General features: G+C 62.7%; 23 protein-coding genes. 13 read left to right on the top strand and 10 right to left on the bottom strand.

The window, feature by feature from the left end:
* The first annotated feature begins 56 nt into the window (after positions 1-56).
* Positions 57-473, top strand: coding sequence for a YajD family HNH nuclease (locus tag CCR96_RS20900; protein ID WP_201223181.1), 417 nt, complete (start codon positions 57-59; stop codon positions 471-473).
* Positions 474-554: 81 nt separating this feature from the next.
* Here the strand turns inward: CCR96_RS20900 and bchO are convergent, their stop codons facing one another.
* The 3 genes from bchO to bchI form a co-directional block, all read right to left on the bottom strand.
* Complete coding sequence (gene bchO / locus CCR96_RS20905) at positions 555-1,463, bottom strand: alpha/beta fold hydrolase BchO (protein ID WP_242519260.1); 909 nt, start codon at positions 1,461-1,463, stop codon at positions 555-557.
* Between the two features lie 28 nt (positions 1,464-1,491).
* Positions 1,492-3,312: a magnesium chelatase subunit D gene (locus CCR96_RS20910; protein WP_201223184.1), complete on the bottom strand. Its 1,821-nt coding sequence runs from the start codon at positions 3,310-3,312 to the stop codon at positions 1,492-1,494.
* A 142-nt stretch (positions 3,313-3,454) separates the two neighbouring features.
* Positions 3,455-4,483, bottom strand: a complete 1,029-nt coding sequence (bchI, locus tag CCR96_RS20915) for a magnesium chelatase ATPase subunit I (RefSeq protein ID WP_201223185.1) — start codon at positions 4,481-4,483, stop codon at positions 3,455-3,457.
* A gap of 413 nt (positions 4,484-4,896) precedes the next feature.
* Here bchI and CCR96_RS20920 point away from each other — a divergent pair, with 413 nt between their 5' ends.
* A complete protein-coding gene (locus CCR96_RS20920; protein WP_201223187.1) occupies positions 4,897-6,675 on the top strand; it encodes a class I adenylate-forming enzyme family protein in 1,779 nt (592 codons plus the stop codon).
* 9 nt (positions 6,676-6,684) lie between these two features.
* On the opposite strand, the gene CCR96_RS20925 is transcribed toward CCR96_RS20920, so the two are convergent.
* From CCR96_RS20925 to CCR96_RS20940, 4 genes are all read right to left on the bottom strand, one after another.
* Positions 6,685-7,086 (bottom strand): acyl-CoA thioesterase, encoded by a 402-nt coding sequence (locus CCR96_RS20925; protein WP_201223189.1) that lies wholly within the window; start codon positions 7,084-7,086, stop codon positions 6,685-6,687.
* A gap of 8 nt (positions 7,087-7,094) precedes the next feature.
* A complete protein-coding gene (locus tag CCR96_RS20930) occupies positions 7,095-7,511 on the bottom strand; it encodes a 6-pyruvoyl trahydropterin synthase family protein (RefSeq protein ID WP_201223191.1) in 417 nt (138 codons plus the stop codon).
* A gap of 11 nt (positions 7,512-7,522) precedes the next feature.
* The gene (locus CCR96_RS20935; RefSeq protein WP_201223271.1) at positions 7,523-8,548 is read right to left on the bottom strand and encodes a zinc-dependent alcohol dehydrogenase; all 1,026 of its coding nucleotides are present in this window, start codon (positions 8,546-8,548) and stop codon (positions 7,523-7,525) included.
* A 71-nt stretch (positions 8,549-8,619) separates the two neighbouring features.
* Positions 8,620-9,207 (bottom strand): FkbM family methyltransferase, encoded by a 588-nt coding sequence (locus CCR96_RS20940; RefSeq protein WP_242519264.1) that lies wholly within the window; start codon positions 9,205-9,207, stop codon positions 8,620-8,622.
* Between CCR96_RS20940 and CCR96_RS24855 the strand changes: the two genes are divergently transcribed.
* From CCR96_RS24855 to speE, 5 genes are all read left to right on the top strand, one after another.
* The gene (locus CCR96_RS24855) at positions 9,133-9,330 is read left to right on the top strand and encodes a hypothetical protein (RefSeq protein ID WP_242519265.1); all 198 of its coding nucleotides are present in this window, start codon (positions 9,133-9,135) and stop codon (positions 9,328-9,330) included. The two genes, CCR96_RS20940 and CCR96_RS24855, sit on opposite strands and share 75 nt — an antisense overlap.
* A gap of 164 nt (positions 9,331-9,494) precedes the next feature.
* A complete protein-coding gene (locus CCR96_RS20945) occupies positions 9,495-11,966 on the top strand; it encodes an ATP-binding response regulator (RefSeq protein WP_201223195.1) in 2,472 nt (823 codons plus the stop codon).
* Positions 11,966-12,868 carry a response regulator gene (locus CCR96_RS20950; protein WP_201223197.1) on the top strand — a complete coding sequence of 301 codons (903 nt, stop codon included), beginning with the start codon at positions 11,966-11,968 and terminating at the stop codon, positions 12,866-12,868. The genes CCR96_RS20945 and CCR96_RS20950 overlap by 1 nt, the downstream gene beginning before the upstream one ends.
* Positions 12,858-13,193, top strand: coding sequence for an ArsR/SmtB family transcription factor (locus tag CCR96_RS20955; protein WP_201223199.1), 336 nt, complete (start codon positions 12,858-12,860; stop codon positions 13,191-13,193). Before CCR96_RS20950 ends, CCR96_RS20955 begins: the two co-directional genes overlap by 11 nt.
* Before the next feature lie 71 nt (positions 13,194-13,264).
* Positions 13,265-14,134 carry a polyamine aminopropyltransferase gene (gene speE / locus CCR96_RS20960; protein WP_201223201.1) on the top strand — a complete coding sequence of 290 codons (870 nt, stop codon included), beginning with the start codon at positions 13,265-13,267 and terminating at the stop codon, positions 14,132-14,134.
* A gap of 177 nt (positions 14,135-14,311) precedes the next feature.
* Here speE and CCR96_RS20965 read toward each other — a convergent pair whose 3' ends face one another.
* The 3 genes from CCR96_RS20965 to CCR96_RS20975 form a co-directional block, all read right to left on the bottom strand.
* Positions 14,312-15,580 (bottom strand): ammonium transporter, encoded by a 1,269-nt coding sequence (locus CCR96_RS20965; RefSeq protein ID WP_201223203.1) that lies wholly within the window; start codon positions 15,578-15,580, stop codon positions 14,312-14,314.
* A gap of 23 nt (positions 15,581-15,603) precedes the next feature.
* Positions 15,604-15,942 carry a P-II family nitrogen regulator gene (locus CCR96_RS20970; protein ID WP_201223205.1) on the bottom strand — a complete coding sequence of 113 codons (339 nt, stop codon included), beginning with the start codon at positions 15,940-15,942 and terminating at the stop codon, positions 15,604-15,606.
* 125 nt (positions 15,943-16,067) lie between these two features.
* Complete coding sequence (locus tag CCR96_RS20975) at positions 16,068-16,841, bottom strand: TorF family putative porin (protein WP_201223207.1); 774 nt, start codon at positions 16,839-16,841, stop codon at positions 16,068-16,070.
* Positions 16,842-17,147: 306 nt separating this feature from the next.
* Here CCR96_RS20975 and ubiK point away from each other — a divergent pair, with 306 nt between their 5' ends.
* The 6 genes from ubiK (at position 17,148) to CCR96_RS21005 (ending at position 25,622) form a co-directional block, all read left to right on the top strand.
* Positions 17,148-17,438 carry a ubiquinone biosynthesis accessory factor UbiK gene (gene ubiK, locus CCR96_RS20980; protein WP_201223209.1) on the top strand — a complete coding sequence of 97 codons (291 nt, stop codon included), beginning with the start codon at positions 17,148-17,150 and terminating at the stop codon, positions 17,436-17,438.
* Between the two features lie 39 nt (positions 17,439-17,477).
* Positions 17,478-19,037, top strand: coding sequence for a YifB family Mg chelatase-like AAA ATPase (locus CCR96_RS20985; protein ID WP_201223218.1), 1,560 nt, complete (start codon positions 17,478-17,480; stop codon positions 19,035-19,037).
* Between the two features lie 2 nt (positions 19,038-19,039).
* Entirely contained in the window at positions 19,040-20,995 is a 1,956-nt protein-coding gene (locus tag CCR96_RS20990) for an ATP-binding cassette domain-containing protein (protein ID WP_201223225.1), read from the top strand.
* Positions 20,995-21,561 carry a DUF2939 domain-containing protein gene (locus tag CCR96_RS20995; protein WP_201223227.1) on the top strand — a complete coding sequence of 189 codons (567 nt, stop codon included), beginning with the start codon at positions 20,995-20,997 and terminating at the stop codon, positions 21,559-21,561. The genes CCR96_RS20990 and CCR96_RS20995 overlap by 1 nt, the downstream gene beginning before the upstream one ends.
* Before the next feature lie 181 nt (positions 21,562-21,742).
* Positions 21,743-24,259, top strand: coding sequence for a glycogen/starch/alpha-glucan phosphorylase (locus CCR96_RS21000; protein WP_201223229.1), 2,517 nt, complete (start codon positions 21,743-21,745; stop codon positions 24,257-24,259).
* 7 nt (positions 24,260-24,266) lie between these two features.
* Entirely contained in the window at positions 24,267-25,622 is a 1,356-nt protein-coding gene (locus CCR96_RS21005) for a Glu/Leu/Phe/Val family dehydrogenase (RefSeq protein WP_201223231.1), read from the top strand.
* Positions 25,623-25,679 lie beyond the last annotated feature (57 nt).

Below are 25,679 nucleotides of genomic sequence, written 5' to 3' on the forward strand. Positions count from 1 at the left end.
CTACAATCGGACGAAACCTTCAACCATCGTCGCCGCAAGACCCCGCGGAGCCCAAGATGCCCAAAGAGACACCCCGCCACGGCCGCACCGGCCAAACCATCGACAGCAGCAAGCTCGACCGCGTCGTTGCCGATGCGCGCCGCGCCATGGACGAGCGCGCCGCCGGTTATCGCGAGCAAGCGCTCAAGCTCTATCCCTGGGTCTGCGGGCGCTGTGCGCGAGAGTTCGATCGCAGCAATCTGCGCGAGCTGACCGTGCACCACAAAGACATGGATCACGACAACAACCCACCCGACGGCAGCAACTGGGAGCTGCTCTGTCTCTACTGCCACGACAACGAGCATCAGAAGTACGAGGAGCACATCGCTGCCGTCGCCGCCGGACGTGATACCAGCGCCACGGGCGGGCGCAGCGCGGCGCCGAGTACGCATAACCCCTTCGCGGGTCTCGCGGATCTATTGAAGAAAGATTGACGACGAACTAGCGCGTGAGCCGATCGGCGATAGAAGCAGGAAAAACGCCCACAACAGCAGATAGCAACGCTCTGACTCCTATCAGCCCAGCGCAGGCTTGCTGCTTCCTAGCTCACGCATGATCAACTCTAGAATCGCCAAAGGATGTTCTTCATGCCCCAGATGCCCAAGACTCGGCAGGCAGTGCAACTGCGCAGAACTCACCAACCGCTTGACCTGTTCGGCTTCGATCGGCGGAATCGTTTTGTCATTCTCAAAGCTGACTAAGACCAACTGCGGCTCGAGCTGCGGCAACTCCCGCGCTAGTGGCTCAAGATCCCAATTCGCCATCATATTGAGTGCCGCCGCTAAATGCCCCGGATAGGAGATCAGCAGCCGATACAGCGCGATCCCTTCGGGGGTCAGGCGCGACCCGGTGCCGTCCGCCATGCGCTTGACGCTGCGCGGGTCCTTGCGGGCGCCGCGGGCAAAGAAGCGCGGCACCACCGAGTTCCGCGCAAACAGCTTTGCGGCCGGCGAGAACCACTTCCCCGCAAACCCCCTGAGCGGTAGGAGTGCGCCGCTGAGGCTGATCAGCAGCCTTGGCTGGATGTTGCCATCGAGACACATGCGCGCCAAGATCGCCGCCCCGGCTGAATGGCCAACGGCGACCTCGGGCACGAAACCTAATGACTGGGTGAGTGCGCTCACGGCGGCTGCCATGCCCGGCAATGACAGCTGCTTCGGCTCCGGCGCTGCGGTAAAGCCATGGCCCGGCAGGTCGAGGGCGAGCACCTGAAAATGCTCGGCCAGCAGAGGCAGCAGCCCGCCCCAGGAATGCGAGGCCGCACCGGTGCCATGAATCAGCAGCAGTGGCGGGCCGCTGCCAGCCTCTTGGATATGCCAACGGAGCCCGCCGGCCTCAACGAAGCGGCTGCACTCGCGATTCGGCCAGCTGCGACCATCGCGCTCCCAGCATGGCTTGTCGTTCATCACCGAGGCGGAGGTCATTGGCGTTGATCCCGTCGACGTGCGTTGATCAAGTAACCGCCTGCACAGCGCCGGAAAGCGCGCGCGCATCCGCATGCGGCAGCGGCAGATAGACCGCACCCATCTCGCGCGCTAGATTCTCGGCATCCGGGCGTGGCCGCGGCGACATATCCACCACCAGCGCCTTCAGCTCGGCGACGCGGAAGGCACGCGCCGAGGCCAAGGCATCCTCAGCTGCTTGGGCGCGGCCACCAATGCCGTCGCGATTGACGTTGGCGCGGCCATCGGTGAGCAAGATCACCACCGCCGTGCCACCGCGACGGGTGACGCCATCGGCGAGCGCCAACGCGGCATCGATGCCAGAGGCCAATGGAGTGCCGCCGCCGCCGGGCAGACTAGCCAAGCCGCGCTTGGCGCGCACCAACGAGCGCGTCGGTGGCAGTAGGATCTCAGCACGCGGACCGCGAAAGGCGATCATCGCGACACGATCGCGGCGCACATAGCAATCGGCCAGCAGCAGCTCAACCGCACCTTTGGCCTCGGCGAGGCGATGCAGTGCGGCCGAGCCTGAGGCATCGACGACAAAGATGGTCGTGGTCTCGGAGCGCTGACGATAGCGGGTGATGCGAAAATCATCGCGTCGCACCTCGACTAACACCTCGGACTCGCTGCCCTTCTCGGCGCGCTCTTGCCGACGCAGCCGCTGCCAAGGTGCCGCGACCCGCAGCGTATCGATGACATTCAGCCGTGCACCGGCGCCGGGCTCGCCGCGGCGCGTGCCAGCCGGACGGCCGCGCAAGGAGCCACTCTGGATGGCGCCCGACTTACCGCTCGACTTCGAGCGTTGGCGCATCGCGCCCATCTGTAGCATCGCCAGCAGATTCGGCGGTATCGCCGCCTGCGCGGCCTCCAGCACCTGCTCCTCAAGCGGCTTGTCCAGCTCCTGCTGCGGCGTCTGATCTTGGTCTTTCTGCTCGTCCTGGTTGTCTTCCGGGGGTGGTGGTGGCTCCTCGGCCTGTTGCTCCTCGTCCGGCTGCTCCGGCATCGGAATGCGGGTCGCGCGCGGCGCGAGCACCAAGCGGGCCGCCGCACTCACATCGGCGGACTCGACGCGATCGCGCCCGGCGAGCGCGGCAGAGGCCCGCGCAACGCGCAACGCCGCAATGGACGAACGCAGCGAATCGACACCCAGCGCCAACGCCGTGCCGCAGAGCATCTCGATGGCCTCTTCATCGATCTCGATCTCGCCCAGCCGGCGCCGCGCCGATTGAATCTGGCTCGGGTCAAAGTCTGATGCGAGCGCCTCGCGGTAGCGGATATCGCCAAGATCGAGCAGGAAGGCGAAGCGATCGAGCAGCGTGTGCGGCACCTGCTCTTCTTCGTTGGCACCCTCGTCGAGCGCCACCACACCCACCCGGGCCGAGGTGCGGGCGGTGATCCCATCGCGCTCGACCTGGATCTCGCCGTTATCGAGCGCTGCGCTGAGGTAGGCCGCGGTCGAGCGACCAATCCGCTCCGCCATCGCCAACTGCACCACGCCGCCATCGGCCTCGGCCAGCAGCCCGCGCTCGGCCACTGGCCGCCCGGCGTGCAAGGTGGCCGCCAGGTCGAGCCCGCCGAGCAGGCGACCATCAGCAATATGCAGCGGGATGCGCCGGACTGGCAGATCCGGCGGCAGCAGCTCGCGCAGCAGCTCCATCCAGAGATCACGCACCGGACCCGGCAACGCGCGCACCGAGATGCCGCCGCTGCCGACCGGATCAACCGCGAACAGCGCCGCCGCCAGGCAAGCATCGTCCCAGCGCGCGCTGTTATCGGGTAGGCCAGCCTGAGTGGGATCAGTCGTCGGATCAGTCGTCGAACCAGTCATCGGCTCCGTCATCGCGGCGCACCCAAGCGCGGGATCGAGCAGGATTCTAGGCTGCCGGCTAGACCCGCTGTCGGTGCGCCCTCAGGGCAGGGCCGCCAGCCGCTGCAACACCAGTTGATCATTCTCGGGCGACGCGAGCCGCTCATTCGCCGAACAACTCCTCGAGAGCGCGCTCGACGCGGGTCGTGGAGCCAGCATCGTCGAGCACATTGCGGCGCAGCCGGTGGCGCAGCGCCGGCGGCGCGACCCGCTTTAGATGCTCGTCGGTCACGCTCTCGTCACCCTCCAGCGCAGCATAGGCGCGCGCCGCGCGGATTAGCGTCAGCTCGCCGCGCAGACCGTCAGTGCCCAGCTTCATGCACAGCTCGGAGGCGCGCTCAAGCGCCGCATCCGGAACCTCGACATTGGGCAGACGCTCCTTCGCATTCAGGATCTGGCGGCGCACCTTGCCATCCTTACGCTTGTACTTGTCGATGAAGGCCTGCGGATCACGCTCGAAGTCATCGCGAAGACGCACCACCTGCACCCGCGATTTCAGGTCCTGTGGCGTGCTGATCTCGACCGAAAGGCCGAAGCGGTCGAGCAGCTGCGGGCGCAGCTCACCCTCTTCCGGGTTGCCACTGCCGACCAGCACGAACTTGGCCGGATGACGCACACTCAGGCCTTCACGCTCGACCACATTCTCGCCGCTCGCGGCGACATCGAGCAGCGAGTCGACCAGATGGTCCTCGAGCAGGTTGACCTCGTCGATATACAGAAAACCGCGGTGCGCGCGTGCCAGTAGGCCTGGCTCGAACGCCTTCTCGCCGCGCGTTAGAGCCTTCTCGAGGTCGAGCGCACCGATGACGCGGTCCTCGGTCGCCCCCAGCGGCAGATCAACCACCGGCACCTGCGCCTTGCGCGCCTTGAGCGGGCCGCTCGCCTTGCGCTCGCGGCATTGTTCGCAGAGCCCTGAGTCTGGCGCATCGGGATCGCAGTTATAGGTGCAGCGCTCGACGACGCGCATCGCCGGCAGCAGCGCTGCCAGGGCACGAATCGCCGTCGATTTGCCCGTGCCGCGATCGCCGAACGCGAGCACCCCGCCGATACTCTGATCCGTCGCCGCGATCAAGATCGCGAGCTTCATCTCTTCTTGGGCGACAATGGCAGAAAAGGGGAAGGCAAGCGGCATAGTCGTGTGAACCTTGTCGGCGGGCTTTATCAGGGGCCCTTACTGGAGGCTAGTATCGCGGCACGCGCGATCGCCGCAAGACCCTAGCGTCGGTGATTCTTTTCGGTCAAGGCGAACCGATCGTTTGCTTGCGCTGGCTCAGCGCAGCCGCCTCCAGAAAGCGTCGAAGACGACCCCGAGGCTGTCTGCAACGGTATGTTTCGCCTTCGTCGGTGCGGTTTCTTCCCTGAAGACCTCGCGCAGCAGGCAGGCTTCGCGTAGCCATGACCGATGTCGTTTTGGATGACAGCAGACACAGACTCATCAAAGAAACTGTCCATCAACTGCTTCCCGATTTTGAGCACCACTGGAGTGGCGGTCATCGGGATCCACTGTCTCGTTCCAGATGATCGCACCCCCGCGCCCTTAAATCGATGAAGAAGTTGATCGACACTGACCAAGGCGAGGACCTGAGCACGCTGCTTGAGCGCCGGCGAGCGCTTGGCGACGCCGGTGCGCTTCGGATTGGCGATCGGCGTTACTCATACGCTGAGCTCGCGGTGCTCGTCGAGCAACGCGCGGCTGCATTGACCGGCGCCGGTGTGGCGGCTGCTGAGCTAGTGCTCTGTCCAACCACACCGGTGCTGGACTCGTTCTTGATGCAATGGGCGCTGGCGAGTCTTGGCGTGGCCATGCTGCTAGTGCGCGCTGATCTGCCGGCCTCGCGGCACGAGTCGCTGATCCGCACGACCGCTGCTGAATGGTCCTGGCGGCCCGCTGACGAAGATGCGGTACTAGCAGATCTGGGGCTAGCTTCGCTGATCGGCGCAGGGGCAGGCACAGAACAACGCGTAACGCGGATCACTGATGCGGAAAGGCGAACGGCCGGCACGCTGATCCGCTGCGGATCAGCCCATTGGTCTGCGCCCGCACCCGCATCGGAGCCTGCGCCAGCGGCCAGGCCTGCGCTTGCGGCTGCAAATCCAAATTCATCCGCGAGCCTGATGACAGTCGTGCCCGGTGCTGCCACCGCGCCAGCGCTCTTCGTCGAGACCAGCGGCAGCAGCGCGGAGCCCAAGATCGTCATGTTGAGCGCGGCGGCGATTATCGCCTCTTGCCTAGCCGTGAATGCGCGACTCGAGCTCAAGCGCGGCGATCGCTGGCTCTGCGTCCTTCCGCGCCAGCATGTGGGCGGACTCGCGATCGGTTATCGCTGCGCATTTGCGGGTGCCGAGCTGATCGTGCAGTCGCGCTTCGAGGCCGAGAAGGTCCGAGTGGCGCTCTGGGACCAACGCATCACCCATCTCTCGCTGGTTCCTGCGATGTTGCAGCGCTTGCTCGACGTCGATCCGACACCACCGCCCGATCTCAGGGTCGTGCTCCTCGGCGGACAGGGGATCGATAGTAACCTGGCCCGACGGGCCGTTGAACAGGGCTGGCCGCTCTACCTCGGCTACGGCATGACCGAGACCTTCTCGCAGGTCGCCGGCGGCTGGATTGATGCCGAGGGCTTGCCACAGCAGGGCATGATACCGTTGGACGGCGTCGAGTTCAGCTGCCCCAGCTGCGGAGAAGCCAATACAAAGTCGCGGGGCGTAAGCCTCGCCGACATCCAGCCGCCCGAGCAACCTACTCGGCAGCCAGCGCAACAGACCCGATCGCGAGCCTCTGCAAAGGCCCAGGGCAGCGCACAGCAGGCCCAACCGCTGCGCATCCGCGGCCCGATGCTGATGCTCGGCTATGCCAATCCGACTCGCACGCCCGGCCATGGTCTCGACAACGGCTGGCTACAGACCTCAGACCTCGCCTGCCGACTGCCAGGCGGTGGCCTGCAGGTACTAGGGCGTGCCGATGATGTGGTGCTGATTGCCGGCATCAATGTACTGCCCGCCGAGATCGAGCGTGAGCTGGCACAACTGGATCAGATCGCCGAGATCGCCGTCATCGGCGTACCTGATCCGACCTGGGGACATCGACTGGTCGCACTCTACGTCGGCAAGCTTGAGCCTGCACAGCTTGAGGCCTGGTGCCGCAACAACCTGCCCTCACATCAGCGACCGCGGTTATTCGCGCGTCTTGAGCGTCTACCCACACTCAGCACTGGCAAGCGTGATCGGCAAGCGCTCTTCGCCCACGCCGAGGCCCTCGCACCGCGCGCAGGCCTTGAGGCTCGCGTTGATCATGCGCCCAGGCTAGAGACTGAACGACGATGACCGTCTCATTCAACCCGATCTCGCAGATAGCGCACTGATGAGGGATGTCGGCAGCGCTTGACTCTTGCCGGTGCGCGGATCGATGGCGACATGGACGCTGAGCGCCGTTGCCACCTCCTGATCACCGATGAAGAATCCGTAGGTCAAGCTAAAGCGCCGCTCGCCTAGCTCCTTCAGCGCGATGACGACATCGACCTGATCGCCATGGCGCAGCGGCCGCCGAAAATCGGCTTCGACATGCACCAGCGGCAGCCCGATCTGACGTCCTCGAATCAGACCATCGACCGGCCAGCCGATCCTGGCCATCATCGCCTCGTAGGCATCATGGGCATGGCGGAACAGATGGGCGAAGAACAGCACGCCGGCCGCATCGGTGTCGTGCAGTGCAACCCGAAAGTGATGCTCGATCATTGGCGCCGTCATGTTGTGGTCTGAGCTAGCAGCTCGGCCTCATAGGCGGCCCAGGCGACGTGCGATTCGCTGAGCTGGACCCGCATCGCGGTCAGCCCCTTGGCCGATTCACCGAGATCGCCCGCGCTGATCCGCGCCGCGAACCGGTCGAAGATCGCCCGGGCAAGAAACTCAGTGGTCGTATTCTGGCCCTTGAACGCGGGGTGCTCATCAAGGTTTTGGTAGTCGAACTCGCCGAGCACCTCGCGCAGTACCATCGAGGCCTTGCCGATATCGACCACCAAGCCATCGGCATCCAGCTGCGGGCGACGCAGTTCGCAGTCGACCACATAGGTGGCGCCATGCAGTTGTTGCGCGGGGCCGAAGATCTCACCGCGAAAGCTGTGCGCGATCATGATGTGGTCGCGAACGCAGAGGCTATACATGATCACTCATCCTATGCTGACTCATTACCAACGGACATCGCAGGATCACCATAACGGATACGGTGCATCAGTGTCGCACCGGGGGCCTTGGCCAGCCTAGCCATGACCCTCGGCAGGTCGGAAAAGGCCTCTTCGCCGGTGATCAATGCATCAAGCACCGGGTCGCTCAGCAGCGATAGGGCAAGCTGCAGGCGCCGCCGATGATCCCAGCGCGCCCGCTGCTGAAGCGGGAGGCTGCCCACCTGCGATGAGCGCAGCGTGAGCCGGCGCTGATGAAAGGCCTGACCCAATGGCAAGCTGACGGCTTGGCTGCCGAACCAGCTCAGCTCCAGGACAGTCGCCTCGACGCCGGCGAGCGCGAGCGCGCCGACGAGCCCGTTGGAGGTTCCGCTGGCATGAATCACCAAGTCCGCATCAGGACGAGCAGTGGCGGGATCTCGAAACGCAACCCCTAATGCAGCCGCGGTCTCGGCACGCTGCGGATTGATGTCGACGAGTTCAACCTCACAGCCCGGAATCCTGCTCGCGAGCCAAGCGCAGAGGCAGCCAACTGCCCCCGCGCCAACCACCGCGATCCGATCACCAAGGTGCGGTTGCGCATCCCAGAGTCCGTTGATCGCAGTCTCCATCTGCGCGGCGAGGATCGCCCGTTCCGGCGGTAGCCCAGCCGGCAATGGATGCACCGCCGAGGCCGGCACCCGATAGCGATCTTGGTGCGGGTACAAACAAAACACCGGTTGGCCGAGCAGTTCGGCATCCTCGGCCGCATCGACGGCCTCGACACGGCCAACGCTGATATAGCCATACTTGACCGGCGCCGGGAAGCTGCCGACCTGGAACGGTGCACGCATGCGCTGGTACTCACTCTCCGGTATCTCACCGCGAAACACCAGACCTTCGGTGCCTCGGCTGATCCCGCTGAAGAGGGTGCGCACCTCCACCTCACCATCGCTGAGGGCTGCAAGCGTCTCCGTGCGCAGCGCCCCCTGCCCCGGCCGGACCAGCCAAAAGGCCTGTGCTTCATCGGTCATGGCCATGCGCACATCCATGCGCACATCAAAGCCCGCAGGACTGCGGAGCATACCGCCATGGATTGATATCGACCGCCTTAGGCATCCACCCGCACCGCATAGATATCCCCCGAATTCGCTGCTTCCGGCAGCCCCTCGGTCCAGCAGCCCATCTCTTCAGCGCTCAGCCAGTTCGGGTGCACCAGCGACGCGTTTGCACCCAATGCAGCGTTGTAGCGATAAGCGCCGAGCCGCTCGCATTCCGCGAGCGCCTGCAGCGTGACATGGCGTTGAATGGTCGTGAACTCGAACGAAAGCGCGGCTAAGGGACGACTCAACCCTTGCAGGACAGTAGCCTCATAACCCTCAACGTCGATCTTGCAGAACCGCGGCTCCCCGTGACGCGCGATCAGCGCATCTAGCGTCGTCACGGGCACCATAATCGTTTCATCCCAGCGCTGGTCCCGCCATTCTCGCCCGTACTGAGCGGAGTTTATAAAGTCGCGCGAGAGCGAACTCGTGGTTGGGTTGGCAAGATTGAGATACATCTCTGCCTCAGTCGTGTCGGCACCTATGGCAACCTGTTCGATCACCACTTGCCGATCACGGCCATGCAGGATCCACAAGGCCCGCGCCAGTGCCGGCTGTGGCTCAACAGCTACCACACGCGCCTCCAGCCGACGCAGGCTCGCGGTACAATCACCAACGTGCGCGCCAATATCGAAGACGAGATCTGCTGGCCGCACGAACTGACCAAGCAATGGGTCGCGCCAGGCACCATCCGCGCTGCGGCGACGTTCGACGAGTGAGCGGGCAACGCCTAGCTCACGCCGGAGTCGCTCGCGTCCGAGTATGTTCTTTAACTGAATCATCACAGGCGACTCAACCTCTTAAGTGGCGATTAAGTGGCGATAGAACATCAGCGTTAGACCCCGCCGATAACCCTCTTGCTATTCTGCTGATCGCGCTCTGTATGAAGCTTCGCTACTACATCCTTCTGCTGCTGCTCGCATTCGGGCTGGTGCCTCTGATTGTCGCGGTGCTGATCAATCTGCCGCTGGTGCTCGATCGTACCGCGATGTTCTATCAGAAGGCGTATCTGCAGAATCTGCGGGCGGACTTCCGCGATCTCGACCAACATCTTGCCAGCCGCCACGAGATGATCCGACTGCTGGCGAAACTGCCTGAGCCCGGCATCATCCTCGGCGAGGCCAGCGATGAAGAAACCATCGACCTGGCACGCGCACGCTACACCGGCTGGATCAACCAGATGCTCAATGACCAGGCCGACCTGATCGAGATCCTTTTCGTAGATAGTGACGGCAACGAGCGCTTTTGGCTCGAGCGCGACGCATCAACCCGCGAATGGCGACCAACCGCACACCCTCCCGACCCACCAAGTCGCGGCTTTACCAGTGCCGGCCTAAAGCTCAAATCCGGCGAGGTCATCGTTAGCCGCATTCGAGTCAACCCGTTTGCCGCCCGCGAAGATCCTCGACAACTGATGACGCTTCAGCTCGCAAGCCCGGTTGGTCAGCATGCCGAAGACCAGAGCAAACCCCTGGGTCTGCTGATGATGACCATCGATGTTGGCGGTCTGGCAAACTTTTATCGGCAGACACTTTGGGTCACCAACGACGGCCGTTATCTTCGTCCGGGTGAACCGTTCAGCGAAGAAGCACTGGCGTTCACCGATTTTCCCGGCCTCGAGACGATCTTCAACGAAGAAAAGCTCGCCCTTTGGAAAGGGGATTTTGGTCCACCGCTGCTTTGGGTGCCGATGTTTCTCACCGAAAATGCGCAACCGCTCTGGGTCGGGCGGCCGGTCGATCCGTCGCCGATCGCAAACTTCCGCAATGCGCTCGTCGGGCGCGTGCTCAGCATTGTGTTGGTGCTGATCCTGGTCCTGCTGATCATCGCCCGCTGGCTGGCGGCGCGCGCCGAGCGTTTCGGCCAACAGCTGACCAGTGGCGTTCGTGGCATTCTACGCGAAGAGCAGACGCCCAGGTTTCGTTGGCAGGGCCCCACCGAAGTGCGAGAACTCGGCGAGCAGCTCAACGCACTGGCTCAGAGTCATGCCGAGCATCTCAGCGCCGAGCGCCAACACATGCGTCAGCTAGAGCAGTCGAATCGATATAAATCGGAGTTCCTCGCCAACGTCAGCCACGAGCTGCGCACCCCGCTCAACTCCATCTTATTGCTCTCTAAACTGCTCGCAGCTCAGGAATCCGGACTCGATGACGACCAACGTCGTCAGGCCAAGGTCATCAACGAAGCCGGACGCGACCTGCTGGCCATGATCGACAACGTTCTCGACATCTCGCGCATCGAGGCCGGGGCGGTGACCGTTCATCTGGAGTGGGTCCCAACCAAAGCGATGATCGACGAGCTTGTGGTGATGCTTGGACCGATCTTCGCCGAAAAAGGGCTGAAGCTGCGTGTCGAGTTCAGCGCCGCCGCACCCGACCATGTTTACAGCGATCAGGCTAAGATCCGTCAGATCTTGAAAAATTTCCTCTCTAACGCCGCAAAGTTCACCGAGAAGGGACAGGCCACCATCAGCATCCAGGCTGGAGACGACCAGTATCCGCTCGCGATCTCGGTTGCCGACACCGGCATTGGCATTCCGGTCGGCAAGGAGGAGATCATCTTTGAGGCCTTCCGACAGGCCGACGGCTCCACCCGCCGACGCTACGGGGGCACAGGACTCGGACTCTCGATCAGCAAGGAACTGGCACAGCTGCTTGGTGGCCAAATCAGCGTGACCAGCACACCCGGGCTTGGGTCTTGCTTCACACTCCATTTGCCCCTGTCATGCGATCCAAGCGGTCTTCCCGCGGTCGAGGTGATCGAGACGATGGAGGCCTTTCCTCCCAGCGCCGGCGTCGCCGAGGCCGACAGTCACCACAGCGAGGGGACAGAGAAAACGCACCTCTCCCAAGGCCTGCGATCGTCGACACGCAAAGCGGTTTTCACTGTCGATGGTGCAGGCACCTTAGATCTGGATATGGGCGCCGACAGCTCTGATGCGGCCAGCATCGATTACGCCAACCAATGGGTCTTACTGGTCGAGCGCGACGTGCAAAGCTTGCTCGCCGTGACTGAAGAACTAGAGGCACTTGGACTCCAGGTACAGACCGCGGCTGATGAAGAAGAGGCGTTTGAAACCCTCTCTGAAGAGCATGACTGCTCGATGCTACTGCTCGCAGGCTGCCTTGAAGCGAACGACGCCTGTGCTACGATCAAGCGCTTACGGCAGACGGATCGGCTGACCGATCTGCCGATCGTGGTATTCGGCGATTTGGACACAGCAGCGCAAGCGCGCTGTCTCGAGGCAGGGGCATGCTGTTTCCTGAAAAAGCCGATCGAACCGGCTGCCTTGGCCACTCTCATCCACGCCTCATTGCGCCGGAGTGCGGTTGAGGACATCGAGGAGACGGCATGATGGACGGATTCGATTACAAACTGTTGATCGTGGACGATCACGCGCACAACCTCTACACGTTGCGCAAGCTGATTGAAAAGCATCTCAAAGTCACCGTGCTCGAGGCCTCCTCGGGCCGCGAGGCGATTGACCTCACCCTCAGCCATCACGACATCGACCTGATCATCCTCGATGTCCAGATGCCGGAGATGGACGGTTTTCAGACCGCATCGCTGCTGAAGCGGCGGCGACGCTCACGCGACATCCCGATCATCTTCCTCACCGCCGCGTTCAAGGCCGAGGAGTTCCAACAGCGCGGGTTTGCGATCGGTGCTGTCGACTATCTGCTCAAGCCCATCGATGACAACCTGCTGATCAATAAGATCAGCACCTACTTCAGGCTGATCGAGAAGGAGCGCTCGCTCAACCGCGAACTCGAGATCAAGGTAGCCGAACGTACCGCCGAACTCGCCGAAGCGCGGCAGTACTTGGCCAACATCATCACCCACATGGGCGAGGCCTTGCTCGTGCTCACCCCCGAGGGCGAGATCAAGATCACCAACCCAGCCGCCTGTCGTATGCTCGGCTACAGCGAATCAGACCTGCTGGGACTCTCGATCGGCGATGTCTTCGAGGAAGAGGGCGACGAGGAGGCGGGCGCCTTCATGGGGACCTGGCTCGAGGCCTTGATTCGTACCGGGGCGCTGGCCAAGATCGAGGCGCGCTTCATCGCCAGCAACGGCCGGCGCGTGCCCATCTTGTTCTCGCGCACGGCAATCAAAGATACTGATGGCGCAATAACGGATATCATCTGCATCGCGAAGGACATGAGCGGCTATGTCCGCATCGATAACGACAACGTCATGGAAGCGCTGACGACCACCCATCTTGAGAGGACGACGGAGGCTGACCATGACCGATGACCTGCCAGCCGATTATTCTGCCCCCGAAGATACCACCCTGACCGCCATGGCCTTGAAGGCGATGGCGCATCCACTGCGTTGGAAGATCCTCTGCTCGCTCGGTCAGAACGAGCTCTCGGTGGGGGAGATCGTCGAGCGCACGGGAACCTCGCAGAGCAACATCTCCCAGCACCTTGAGCAGTTGCGGAACAAGAACATCGTCATCGCACGCAAGGAGGCCAACCGCATCTACTATCGCATCCGCAACGACCAGCTCTTGGAGCTGATCGGTATCATGCGCGATGTGCTGTGCCCGGCGAATCTCGACGATCGCTATCCGCGTTGATGAGGAGCGGGTTGGAGGCCGAATGGCGAAGTTTGAAGGGTGACGTTTGACTTGGGGAGAGACTGAGGCTGATGTTAGACGAGAACGACTGGTTTACCGAGGTCGCTGAGGCTGCTGGCAGTGCCTTTTCACTGCGGATCAAACAGCGGTTGCATCGCGAGGAAAGCCCGTTTCAGACCATCGAGGTCTACGAGACTGAGACTTTCGGTCAGCTGATGGTGATCGATGGTTTTACCATGCTCTCGACGCGTGAGAACTTCCTCTACCATGAGATGCTCTCGCACCCGGTGCTGTTTACACATCCAGCGCCGAGACGGGTCGCGATCATCGGTGGGGGAGACTGTGGCACCTTGCGCGAGGTGTTACGCCATCCGGAGATCGAGTCGGCCATCCAGATCGATATCGATGAACGCGTGACGCGGGTTGCCGAGCAGTTCTTTCCTGAGCTGACCGAGTCCAACGCCGATCCGCGCGCGACCCTGCTGTTCGATGATGGGATACGCTGGATGCGGGAGGCGCCTGATCAATCGCTTGATATCATCATCATCGATAGCACCGATCCGGTCGGGCCAGCCGAGGGCTTGTTTACCGCGACCTTCTATCGTGATTGCCACCGTGCCTTAGCGCCCGGCGGCCTATTGGTGCAACAGAGCGAATCGCCGCTCTATCACATGGACATCATCCGCGGCATCTATGCCGACACCGCGGCTGCCGGTTTCCAAGACCGTGCCACGCTGTTCTTTCCGCAAGCGATTTATCCGTCAGGCTGGTGGAGCGCTACCCTGGTGAGCCGTGACCAGGCGATTCCAGACTTCCGTGCCGCCGCTGCAACCAATCTGCCGTTCCCAACGCGTTACTACACCGCTGAGATCCATCGTGCCGCACTGGCTCAGCCGGCCTTCTTCAAGCAGGCGCTTGCAAGCACCAACCAGGGCGAATAGCCCGCTTGCTGCTCATCGCTGGTCATTTCACCTGATTGCCGGACGTCAGGAGCCGGTAAGCCAAACCGTTATTGGCCCCTGATCTCTGGCTCTCCGCATCCGTTGCTCCTTAATTCGGACGCAAAAACGGGGCCAGAAGGCCCCGCTGCAAGGTCGATACGCGGAAAGCGTAATCCGTCAGAGCCCAGCGCCGCCGCGGGAGCCGACGAATTCAGGATAGGCCTCGAGTCCGCATTCGCCGACATCGACACCTTCGTACTCTTCCTCTTCACTCACTCTGATGCCCATGACCAGTTTGATCAGCAGCCAAACGATGATGGAGGTGATGAAGACCCAAGCAAAGATCGAAACCAGACCGATCAACTGCGGCACGATACCCGCATCTGGATTCGTGATCGGCACCGCCAAGAGGCCCCACATGCCGACGACACCATGCACGGAGATGGCGCCGACGGGATCATCGATGCGCAGCTTGTCCAAGGAGATGATGGCGAAGACCACGATCACACCGCCGACACCACCGATCAGGGTGGCCGCGAGCGGGATCGGGGTCAGGGGCTCGGCGGTGATCGCCACCAGGCCGGCGAGCGCACCGTTGAGGGCCATGGTGAGATCGGCCTTGCCGAAGATGAGCCTCGCGGTTAGCAGCGCAAAGACCAGACCACCCGCGGCGGCCATGTTGGTGTTGACGAAGACGGCAGCAACGGCATTGGCATCGGAGATATTGGAGACCACCAACTGCGAGCCCCCGTTGAAACCGAACCAGCCCAGCCAGAGGATGAAGGTGCCGAGGGTCGCGAGTGGGAGGTTCGCGCCGGGGATGGCGTTGATCGAGCCATCTTTTCCGTACTTACCCTTGCGCGCCCCGAGCAGTAGCACGCCGGCCAAGGCTGCGGCAGCGCCGCAGAGGTGGACGATGCCCGAGCCGGCGAAGTCACTGAAGCCGATTCCGTCGAGCCAACCGCCGCCCCATTTCCAATAACCCTGCATGGGATAGATGAAGCCGGTCAGGATGATCGCGAAGAGCAAGAAGGCCCAGAGCTTCATGCGCTCAGCAACCGCACCAGAGACGATCGACATGGCCGTGGCGACGAACACCACTTGGAAGAAGAAGTCAGACATCACCGAGTAGTAGGTATCACCACCACTGGCAAGCACGTCCTCAACCGAGTTGTCACCGCCGAACATGAAGCTCCAGCTGATATCTGGAATGATGCCGTTGCCGCCATTCGGGTACATGATGCCGTAGCCGATCAGCATGTACATGATGCAGGCGATCGAGAACAGGGCGACGTTCTTGGTCAGAATCTCGGCGGTGTTCTTAGCGCGCACCAAGCCGGCCTCGAGCATCGAGAAGCCCGCCGCCATCCACATGACCAAGGCGCCCGAGATCAGGAAATAGAACGTATCCAGCGCATACGCCAGTTGTATAGTCGGTTCTTCCACTGTTGAATTCCTCCGTTGCCGAATTAGAGGGCGTCCGGACCGGTCTCGCCGGTGCGGATACGAATGACTTGGTCGACTTCACTGACAAAGATCTTGCCATCGCCGATCTTGCCGGTCCGGGCAGCGTTGCTAATCGCCTCGATCACCTGATCGACGAGGCTGTCGTCGACGGCGATCTCGACCTTGATCTTGGGGAGGAAGTCGACGACGTACTCGGCGCCGCGATAGAGTTCGGTATGGCCTTTCTGACGACCGAAGCCCTTGACCTCGATGACGGTGATGCCCGAGACGCCGATATCGGCCAATGCCTCACGCACGTCATCGAGCTTGAAGGGTTTGATGATGGCAGCAACCAGCTTCATGAATGTGCTCCGTTGGATGGGTGGCGGCTGGCCCGCTGTAGGCCAGCCGCGTTAGACGATGGCAGATCGGCCCTTGCCGCTACGCGCTTGTGCGCTGAAGCTAAAGCAAGTGGCGAGCCAATCGCTCAGAACTCTTTGTTCCAGCCAACCCAGAACTTGGGATCGGTATCGTAGCCGAGAAGCTGCTCACCGTTGTTCTGATCCCAGTTCAGACTAAAGGTACCGAAGTCCCCAGCCTCGCGGCTGATGCTTGCACCAAAGTTCCAGTAGTCGTAGCTCTCGGTTGTAAGAAAGGGGGTGCCATTGGCAGCGATCTTGGTGACTTCTTCCTCGTCATGTCGGAAGTCGTAGTAGCCGGCTCTCAGGCTAAAGCCAAAGTCATAGGGCAACGAAAAGTCAGCGCTTCCGAAGTAGTAGAGATCGCCATCATCGTACAAACCGCCGTCATTTTCGCCGTAGACCGTGTAGGCAACGCCGAGCGTGAACCATTTGAAGGAGCCGCTGAGAGATAGCTCAGCGAAGTCTGAGTCTCGCCCATCGGGATAGGCGTAGTAGATCGCGCCGATGTCGTAGCTGACATCATCGTTGATGGCACCGCCAAACCCAGTGTAGAGATCCAACTCGTAGTTCGGATCAGCTGTACCCCAGTCGATGTTCGACACCCAAGTACCTGCATAGAAGCCACTTTCGTGGCCGACATCGAGCCCGCCTTGGATCGCGGCCTGATCGCCCGTTTGGGTGACACCACGCCACACATAATTTGAGACGGCCCCGATGTTCGCACTGAACGACCAGGGGTCTTGAGCGGCAGCGGGCGCAGAGACGAGCAGCGAAGCGGATAGCAGGGCGCCAGATGCGGCCACCATTCCCAAGCTCTTTGCCAAGCTCTTTGTTTTCATGGTCAAGTTACCTCAGTTCATGTGGTAGACGGGCGAGACGACCGCCCTGCATGGTGATCGTGCCGATCGCAAAATCACAGTCGGTTAGTGCTAAGCAGGTTGTATGCCAAAATACTTATGTACCCAAAAGGCAACGGAATTGGGCATAATGTCGCAGAAGCGCAACTCTGTAACCGCACTGTCACGGTGCGTTGAGGCCGGATTCTCGACCCGTTCATGCACCATTTCAGGGCAAGCACGGTGCAGGCGCCTAAAACGCCATCGCCCTATAATGATCGGCATTGCTTCCATTGCAGGTGAACTCCCATGCTCGACCCAAAACAGATAGACGACCTCGCCCGCCGCCTTGCAGAACATGCCCCCAAGGGTTTTCAGGTGTTGCAAGAAGACATCGGCCGCAGCTTTCGTGCAACGCTCGAGTCGGGGCTGGCCCGGCTCGATCTGGTAACGCGCGAGGAATTCGATGTTCAAGCAGCGGTCCTCGCCCGCTCGCGCGCGAAACTGGCCGCGCTGGAAAAGCGTGTCGCAGCGCTTGAGGCGCCGGCGGGTCAAGGCTCGACCGCGACGACGGTCGATGTCGAAGGGCCAAGCGCATGAGTGCGTACCTGCGCTAACACAGCCCTCGCGCCAGCACCATTGGGCCTCTCCATCCTCCATAGCCGTGCCCGGGTCGGCATCCAGGCGCCAGCGGTCACCGTCGAGGTGCACGCGGGCGTCGGCCTGCCCTCGTTGTCGATCGTTGGACTGCCCGAGCTGGCGGTGCGCGAGAGCAAGGATCGGGTGCGCGGTGCGCTGGCCAATAGCCGCTTCGATTTTCCGGCTGGGCGGGTCACCATCAATCTGGCACCCGCCGATCTGCCCAAGGAGGGGGGGCGTTTCGATCTCCCGATCGCGCTCGGCATCCTCGGCGCCTCGGGACAGATCCAAGCGGAGCCGCTGACCCGGCATGAGTTCCTCGGTGAGCTGGCCTTGAGCGGTGAGCTGCGCCCCGTCGACGCTGTGCTACCAGCGGCACTGGCCGCGCGCGATGTCGGCCGCGCGCTGATCCTGCCCCGGCTCAATGCCGCCGAGGCCGCACTGGTGAGCGGCCTCGAGATCTTCCCCGCCGACTGTCTGCTCGATGTCTGCGAACATCTCAACGGACTGAGCAGACTGACGGCCTATCAGCACGTCGACTCAGCTGAAGCAGTGCCGCGGTCACTCGACCTCGCCGAGGTCCGCGGCCAGCCGCAGGCGAAGCGCGCGCTCGAGATCGCCGCCGCTGGCGCGCACAGCTTTCTGCTGCTCGGCCCACCCGGCACCGGCAAATCGATGCTGGCCGCGCGGCTGCCGGGAATCTTGCCCGCCCTGACTGAGGCGGAAGCGGTCGAGGTCGCGACGGTGCATTCGGTCAGCCGACAGGCATCGGGGATACCCCCGGCCTGGCGGCAGCGCCCGTTCCGCTCACCGCATCACACGGCCTCGGCCGTTGCCATGGTTGGCGGCGGGGCGAATCCGCGTCCAGGCGAGATCTCGCTTGCCCACCATGGCGTCTTGTTTCTCGACGAGTTGCCGGAGTTCGATCGGCGCGTGCTCGAGGTCCTGCGCGAGCCGCTCGAGTCCGGCCAGATCTTGATCTCGCGCGCGGCCCGCAGCGCTGAGCTACCGGCCCGATTCCAACTCATCGCGGCGATGAACCCCTGCCCCTGCGGCTACCTTGGCGATCCGAGCGGCCGCTGTCGCTGCACCCAAGAACAGATCAGTCGCTACCGCGCTCGCCTCTCCGGACCCCTGCTGGATCGCATCGACCTGCATGTCGAGGTACCGCGGCTAGCCGCTGAGCAGCTGCATTCGGCTGAGCCGACAACAGCCGAGTCGAGTACAACCGTGAAACAACGCGTCGAGGCCGCCCGCGCGCTGGCCATGGCACGCGCCGGCAAACCGAACAGCGCGCTGCAACCGCGTGAGGTCGAACGTGATTGCCCGCTCAACAACGACGGCCGCCGCCTCATGGAGCAAGCCATGCAGCGGCTCGCGCTCTCGGCGCGTGCCTACCATCGCATCCTGAAGGTCGCTCGCACTATCGCTGATCTTGCCGATCGGCGCGAGATCACGATCGCCGACCTCAGCGAAGCGATCGGCTATCGGAAGCTGGATCGCGAAGCCCCGCAGGCGCCGAGCTTGCCGCCGATGAGCGCTCGACGAGGGCAGGCCTGAGCATGCTTGAATTGCGCGGTATCAGCCTGCGCCGCGGCGCTAAGCTGCTCATCGATGCGGCGGATCTTCGCGTCCACCCGGGGCAGAAGCTGGGTCTTGTCGGTGCCAATGGCTGCGGCAAATCAAGCCTGCTCGCGCTGCTGCGGCATGAACTCGGGGCCGATGCGGGCGACGTCTCGATACCGGCTGGCTGGGTAGTGGCGCATGTCGCGCAGCACACGCCATCAGGAGCGCGCGAAGCCATCGAGTTCGTCATCGATGGGGATCGAGAACTCAGACAGTTGCAGGCGGCCCTCGCCGAGGCCGAACAGGCTGAGGATGGCCTGCGACAAGGCGAGCTGCTCGGACAGCTCGAATCGGTCGGCGCCTGGGACGCCGAGAGCCGCGCCGCGCAACTGATGCATGGGCTCGGGTTCGCGGTTGGCGAGGAGCGTCGGCCGCTCGATGCCTGGTCCGGTGGCTGGCGGATGCGCCTAGCGCTGGCGCAGGCACTGATGTGCCGCTCTGATCTGCTGCTGCTCGACGAGCCGACCAACCATCTTGATCTCGACGCCGTGATCTGGCTTGAGGGCTGGCTGCGCGCCTACACCGGGACCCTGATCCTGATCTCGCACGATCGCGATGTGCTTGACGCCGTGGTCACCACGATCTGCCATCTCGACCGGCAAAAACTCTGGACCTATAGCGGCGGCTACTCGGCCTTCGAGCGGCAGCGCGCTGAGCAACTGTCCCAGCAACAGGCCGCCTTTGTGCGCCAGCAGCGCGAAGTGGCCCACGTGCGCTCGTTTATCGATCGCTTCCGCGCCAAGGCCACCAAGGCGCGCCAGGCGCAGAGCCGGCTCAAGGCGCTCGAGCGGCTCGAGCTGATCGCGCCGGCCCATGTCGACACCCCGTTCCGCTTCAACTTCCATAATGCGGCCACCCAGCCCAACCCGCTGCTTCGCCTTGAGGAGATCGCCGTCGGCTACGATGCTGTACCGATCCTCGAGGAGGTCAACCTGTCGCTGCATCCCGACGACCGGATCGCATTGCTAGGCCCGAATGGCGCTGGCAAATCAACCCTGATCAAGGCCATCGCCGGCGAGCATGCTGCTCTGAAGGGCAGCCGCGTCGAGGCCCAAGGACTGCGCATCGGCTACTTCGCCCAGCATCAGATGGATCAGTTGCGGCCGGAAGCCTCGCCGCTGCAGCATCTCGTGCAGATCGATCCTGCGGCGTCCGAGCAGCAACTGCGCGACTTTCTCGGTGGTTTTGGCTTTAGTGGCGACCAGGCCACGGACTCCGTAGCACCCTTCTCGGGCGGCGAGAAGGCGCGCCTTGCGCTTGCGCTGATCGTCTATCAGCGGCCAAACCTGCTGTTGCTCGACGAGCCTACGAATCATCTCGATCTCGATATGCGCCACGCCCTGAGCGAGGCCCTTCAAGACTACGAAGGTGCCGTGGTCTTGGTCTCGCACGACCGGCACTTGCTGCGCATCACCTGCGACCTACTCCTCCTCGTCGATGCAGGCACCCTGACCACCTTCGATGGCGACCTCGACGATTACCCGAGTTGGATCAGCCAACGCGCTGCGCTACGCCGGCAGGCAACGAGCGCCGCCGTACGCCGCAACGGTGACGGGCAAGGTCAGGACGCGCAGGATCAGGCACTCGCAGCAGCCGGCAGCATCCCAACAAAAAAGGACCTGCGCCGACGCGAGGCCGAGCAGCGCGCGCGGCTGCAGCCCTTACGCCAAGAACTGAAACGGCTCGAGCAACGACTCGAGTCGCTCAGCGCGCAAGCGCAAGACCTCGATCAACAGCTTGCTGATCCAGCGCTGTACGATGCAGATGCCAAGCCGCGCTTGCTCTCGCTGATGGAGAAGAAGCGCCAGGTCGATGCCGAGCTGGCGGACGTCGAGCAGGCCTGGCTGACAACCGGAGAGGCGCTCGAGCAGCGCCAGGTGCCGGCGTCCTGATGTCTAACACGAGCCAGCTACCGGTCCAGGAGCCTCTGACGCGGAGCCGCTTCCAACGCCTGCCTGCGGGCGCTCGCTGGGCGCTTCTGGCCCTGCTGATCACCAGCTGCCTCTACCTGCTCTCCCCCTATATCACCCTCTGGCGGCTCAATTTTATAACCGTCAATGGTCCAACCTCAGCGCTGAGTTCGGTGGTTGATATCGACGCCGTGCACGAGCAGATCCAACGTCGCCTCAACAAAGAGCGCGACAGTGCAATCGGCGAGGTCTCGGACGCTTTCATCGACTGGATTCAAGAGGCCATCCGGCGCGATGGCACGAACGCCCTCGCCAACACTGTCACCCTGGGTTGGCTGCGTCAGCTGCTGCTCACCCATGACGAGGACGGCGATGGCTTTCGGCCTGCAATCCGCTACGCGTTTTACAGCTCACCGATCCGCTTCGAGGTTCAAATCGGCGATCAGACACCATCCCCAGCCAGCACCGATGTGCCACAGCCAACGCCCGTGCACCTCCGCCTTGGCCGAACCTGGCTTGGCTGGCGCGTCATCGCTGCCTACTACTGAGGCCATCGCCTTAGCGCATGCTGACGTACACTGATGCCTTCGACCAATTCATTCAGACCCTTTTGAAAACAAGATCGCTGACACGCGTTTAGTCGTTCTCAGCTTGGCGCATCACAGTTATCTTAGGGCCTTTCGCGCCCCAAATCGTCTCCATCCGCCCCTTTAGCGCAGGATCTCAAGCATGTCCCCATTCAAAGATCTCACCGACAGCACCCCTAACGAACGTCTCTTCAAACTCGATCCGCTCGGCATGGACGCCGAGAGTATCGGCCACGACTTCCAGCACTACTACGCACATACCTTGGGTCGCGACCGCGATTGCCGCTCCGCCTATTATCCGTACAAGGCCTTGGCGGTGACCCTGCGCGATCGGCTGATGGAGCGTTGGAAACTCACCCGCCACGCCCATGACCAGGCCAACTGCAAGCGCACCTACTATCTCTCGCTTGAGTTCCTGATGGGCCGCTCACTGAGCAACGCGCTGCTCAACCTCGGCATCACCGACGAGGCGCGCCAGGCCCTTTACGACATGGGCTTGATGTACGAAGAGATCGAATCCGCCGAGATGGACGCCGGCCTCGGCAACGGCGGCCTCGGGCGCCTTGCGGCCTGCTTCCTCGACAGCTGCGCGACGCTCCAGCTGCCCGTCAAAGGCTACGGCCTGCGCTACGACTTTGGCATGTTCCGGCAGCTGATCGACAACGGTCGTCAGCTCGAAGAGCCGGATCACTGGCTGCGCGATGGCAATCCCTGGGAACTCGAACGCCCCGAGTACACCCAGCGCATCCCCTTCGGTGGCCACACCGAGACGCATCAGGACGATCAAGGCCGCATGGTGCAACGTTGGGTCAACACCCACGACGTGCTTGCCGTGCCTTATGACATCCCGATCCCAGGCTATGAGAACGACACCATCAACACGCTGCGGCTCTGGTCCGCGACGGCGACCGACGTCTTCGATCTGGGCGAGTTCAATGCCGGCAGCTACCCGGAGTCGGTAGCGGCAAAGAACGACGCTGAGCACATCACCATGGTGCTCTACCCGAACGATGCCAGCGAGAACGGCAAGGAGCTGCGGTTACGCCAGCAGTATTTCTTGGCCTGCGCCAGCATCAAGGACGTGATTCGCGAATGGCAGCGCCTGCATGGCCAGGATTTCAGCGCCTTCGCTGAGAAGAACTGCTTCCAGCTCAACGACACCCATCCGGCGGTTTCGGTGCCTGAGCTGATGCGCCAGCTCATGGACCTGCACCACATGGAGTGGGATGAGGCCTGGGCGATCACCAGCCGCACCATGGCCTACACCAACCACACCCTGCTGCCCGAGGCGCTGGAACGCTGGCCGGTGCGCCTGTTCCAGCAGCTGTTGCCACGCGTGCTCGAGATCATCTATGAGATCAACGCCCGCTTCCTCTCGGAGGTTGCCTCACGCTGGCCGGGTGACATGGATCGGCAACGGCGCATGTCGTTGATCGAAGAGGGCGATGACCCGCAGGTACGCATGGCCTTCCTCGCCATCGTTGGCAGCTTCTCGGTCAACGGCGTGGCCGCGCTGCATTCTGAGCTGCTCAAGCAGGGCCTATTCCGCGATTGGTTCGAGCTCTGGCCGGAGAAATTCAACAACAAAACCAATGGGGTCACGCCGCGCCGCTGGCTGGCGATGTGCAACCCTGGGCTTCGAACGCTGCTGGATGAGACCATCGGTAACCACTGGGTCAACGACCTCTCACAGCTCGAAAAGATCGCCCCAAAGGCCGAGGATGCGGACTTCCGCGCGCGCTGGGACCAGATCAAGACCGACAACAAGCAGCGGCTGGCCGAGATGGTGAGTTCGACCTGTCGGATCGAGTTCCCGATCGAGTTCATGTTCGACGTTCAGGTCAAGCGCATCCACGAGTACAAGCGCCAGCTGCTCAACATCCTGCATGTCATTCATCTCTATAACCGGATCAAGCATGGCGACGGCAACATTGGCGCCCCGCGCTGTGTGCTGATCGGTGGCAAGGCCGCGCCTGGCTATGAGATCGCCAAGCTGATCATCAAGCTGGCCAACAATGTCGCCAAGGTGGTGAACGCTGATCGCCAGGTCACCGAACAGCTGCGGATGGCCTTCATCCCTGACTATCGCGTCTCGGTGATGGAGATACTCGCTCCGGGGACTGACCTCTCGGAGCAGATCTCGACGGCCGGCAAAGAGGCTTCAGGCACCGGCAACATGAAGTTCATGATGAACGGCGCGGTGACCATTGGCACCCTCGATGGCGCCAATATCGAGATCCGCGAGCGCGTCGGCGACGAGAACTTCTTCCTCTTCGGGCTGACCGCTGAGGAGGTCGAGCACACCCGTGCCCACTATGACCCCAATGGCATCATTGCCCACGACGATGCCCTGCGTGAGGTGATGGCGCTGCTCGAATGCGGCCACTTCAACCAATTCGAGCCCGGTATCTTCGACTCGATCATCCATGGCATCCGCAACCCCCATGATCCCTGGCTGACGGCGGCCGATTTCGACAGCTACCGGCAGGCTCAGCAACAGGCCGCTGAGGCCTATATGGATCGCCAACGCTGGCTGCGGATGAGCATCCTCAACAGCGCGCACAGCGGCCATTTCTCGTCCGATCGCACCATTGCACAGTACAACGACGAGATCTGGAAGCTGACCCCGATCGCGCCCACCCATCCCGGAAAGCGATAACCCGCGCATGATAACCACCACAACCTCCAACCTCGCCAACCCCGCTGAACGCGCAGCCGACAGCGGCGGCGAGCTGGCGCCTGAGCACATCATTCAACGTCAATTCGCGCGCGCACAGCAGCATCTCGACGGCCTCGACGGGGGCTTGCTTGAGGTACTGCTGCCGCCGCGTCGCACCATCACCGTCAACATCCCGGTCGAGCTCGATGACGGCCAGCTGCGGACCTTTGTCGGCTATCGGGTGCTGCACAATCGACTGCTCGGGCCAGGCAAGGGCGGTATCCGCTTCCACCCGCAGGTCTCGCTGTCGGAGGTCGCGGCGCTCGCGGCCTTGATGACCTGGAAATGCGCGCTCCTGCGCATCCCCTTCGGCGGCGCCAAGGGCGGCATCGCCTGCTCGCCGAAGCAACTCAGTCAGCGTGAGCTGCGCCGGATTACCCGGCGCTTCGTCTCCGAACTTGGCGACAACATCGGCCCTTATACCGACATTCCAGCGCCTGATCTCTACACTGACAGCCAGACCATGGCGTGGATCTACGATACTTACGACGCGCTGCATCCAGGCGAGAACAACCTCCCGGTCGTCACCGGCAAACCGCTCGCGATTGGCGGCTCGGAGGGCCGCAGTGAGGCCACTGGACGTGGCTGTGTGCTGGCTGCCGAGCGCTTGTTGAGCCTGGGCGCCGTGCCGCGGCTCGAGTCGCTCGATGGCGCTCGGGTGGCGATTCAAGGCTATGGTGAGGTCGGTCGCGTCGCCGCGCACCTGCTGCACGAGCGCGGCGCGCGGGTGATCGCGATCAGCGACTCGCGGGGCGGGGTGCTGGTCAGCAATGGGGACAGGCTTGACCTTGATGCACTCAATGCACACAAGGCCGAGAACGGCACCGTTGTCGGACTCGCCGAGACCCGTACCATTACTAACGACGATCTGCTCGCGCTCGACTGCGATCTGCTGATCCCGGCGGCACTCGGCGGCCAGATCCACAGCGGCAACGCACCTGCGGTGAATGCGCGCGTGGTCGTCGAGGGTGCCAATCGGCCGGTCACACCCGAGGCCGACGACATCCTCGCTCAGCGTGGCATCCTGGTACTGCCCGATATCCTCGCCAACGCCGGTGGCGTGACGGTTAGCTACTACGAATGGGTACAGAACATCGAGCACCACAGCTGGCCGCTCGACGACATCAATGGCCGCCTTCGCTCACGCATCAACAATGCCACCGACCGCGTCGTCGCCCGGTGGCGCGCCTTCGACTCGCATCCGAACAACCGCGCTCTCTGCACCGACCTGCGCACCGCGGCGCTGGTCGAGGCGCTGGAGCGATTAACCTCGATCTTGGAGCAGCGCGGGGTTTGGCCTTAGACCGGGCGGCGTAGACAGGGAGGGTCAGCGCTGCCTTTTTTAGGTGGCGGCGAGCGA

Source organism: Halochromatium roseum (assembly GCF_016653315.1).
Lineage (GTDB): Bacteria > Pseudomonadota > Gammaproteobacteria > Chromatiales > Chromatiaceae > Lamprobacter > Lamprobacter roseus.

Excerpts from the sequence above, each read along its gene's own strand:
- CCR96_RS20945 (WP_201223195.1), top strand. The coding sequence starts at position 9,495 with ATGAAGCTTCGCTACTACATCCTTCTGCTGCTGCTCGCATTCGGGCTG.
- CCR96_RS21000 (WP_201223229.1), top strand. The coding sequence starts at position 21,743 with ATGTCCCCATTCAAAGATCTCACCGACAGCACCCCTAACGAACGTCTC.
- CCR96_RS20910 (WP_201223184.1), bottom strand. The coding sequence starts at position 3,312 with ATGACTGGTTCGACGACTGATCCGACGACTGATCCCACTCAGGCTGGC.
- CCR96_RS20920 (WP_201223187.1), top strand. The coding sequence starts at position 4,897 with ATGAAGAAGTTGATCGACACTGACCAAGGCGAGGACCTGAGCACGCTG.
- CCR96_RS20955 (WP_201223199.1), top strand. The coding sequence starts at position 12,858 with ATGACCGATGACCTGCCAGCCGATTATTCTGCCCCCGAAGATACCACC.
- CCR96_RS20900 (WP_201223181.1), top strand. The coding sequence starts at position 57 with ATGCCCAAAGAGACACCCCGCCACGGCCGCACCGGCCAAACCATCGAC.
- CCR96_RS20970 (WP_201223205.1), bottom strand. The coding sequence starts at position 15,942 with ATGAAGCTGGTTGCTGCCATCATCAAACCCTTCAAGCTCGATGACGTG.
- bchO (WP_242519260.1), bottom strand. The coding sequence starts at position 1,463 with ATGACCTCCGCCTCGGTGATGAACGACAAGCCATGCTGGGAGCGCGAT.
- ubiK (WP_201223209.1), top strand. The coding sequence starts at position 17,148 with ATGCTCGACCCAAAACAGATAGACGACCTCGCCCGCCGCCTTGCAGAA.
- speE (WP_201223201.1), top strand. The coding sequence starts at position 13,265 with ATGTTAGACGAGAACGACTGGTTTACCGAGGTCGCTGAGGCTGCTGGC.
- CCR96_RS21005 (WP_201223231.1), top strand. The coding sequence starts at position 24,267 with ATGATAACCACCACAACCTCCAACCTCGCCAACCCCGCTGAACGCGCA.
- CCR96_RS20930 (WP_201223191.1), bottom strand. The coding sequence starts at position 7,511 with ATGTATAGCCTCTGCGTTCGCGACCACATCATGATCGCGCACAGCTTT.
- CCR96_RS24855 (WP_242519265.1), top strand. The coding sequence starts at position 9,133 with ATGCAGGATCCACAAGGCCCGCGCCAGTGCCGGCTGTGGCTCAACAGC.
- CCR96_RS20950 (WP_201223197.1), top strand. The coding sequence starts at position 11,966 with ATGGACGGATTCGATTACAAACTGTTGATCGTGGACGATCACGCGCAC.
- bchI (WP_201223185.1), bottom strand. The coding sequence starts at position 4,483 with ATGCCGCTTGCCTTCCCCTTTTCTGCCATTGTCGCCCAAGAAGAGATG.
- CCR96_RS20990 (WP_201223225.1), top strand. The coding sequence starts at position 19,040 with ATGCTTGAATTGCGCGGTATCAGCCTGCGCCGCGGCGCTAAGCTGCTC.
- CCR96_RS20935 (WP_201223271.1), bottom strand. The coding sequence starts at position 8,548 with ATGGCCATGACCGATGAAGCACAGGCCTTTTGGCTGGTCCGGCCGGGG.
- CCR96_RS20995 (WP_201223227.1), top strand. The coding sequence starts at position 20,995 with ATGTCTAACACGAGCCAGCTACCGGTCCAGGAGCCTCTGACGCGGAGC.
- CCR96_RS20925 (WP_201223189.1), bottom strand. The coding sequence starts at position 7,086 with ATGATCGAGCATCACTTTCGGGTTGCACTGCACGACACCGATGCGGCC.
- CCR96_RS20975 (WP_201223207.1), bottom strand. The coding sequence starts at position 16,841 with ATGAAAACAAAGAGCTTGGCAAAGAGCTTGGGAATGGTGGCCGCATCT.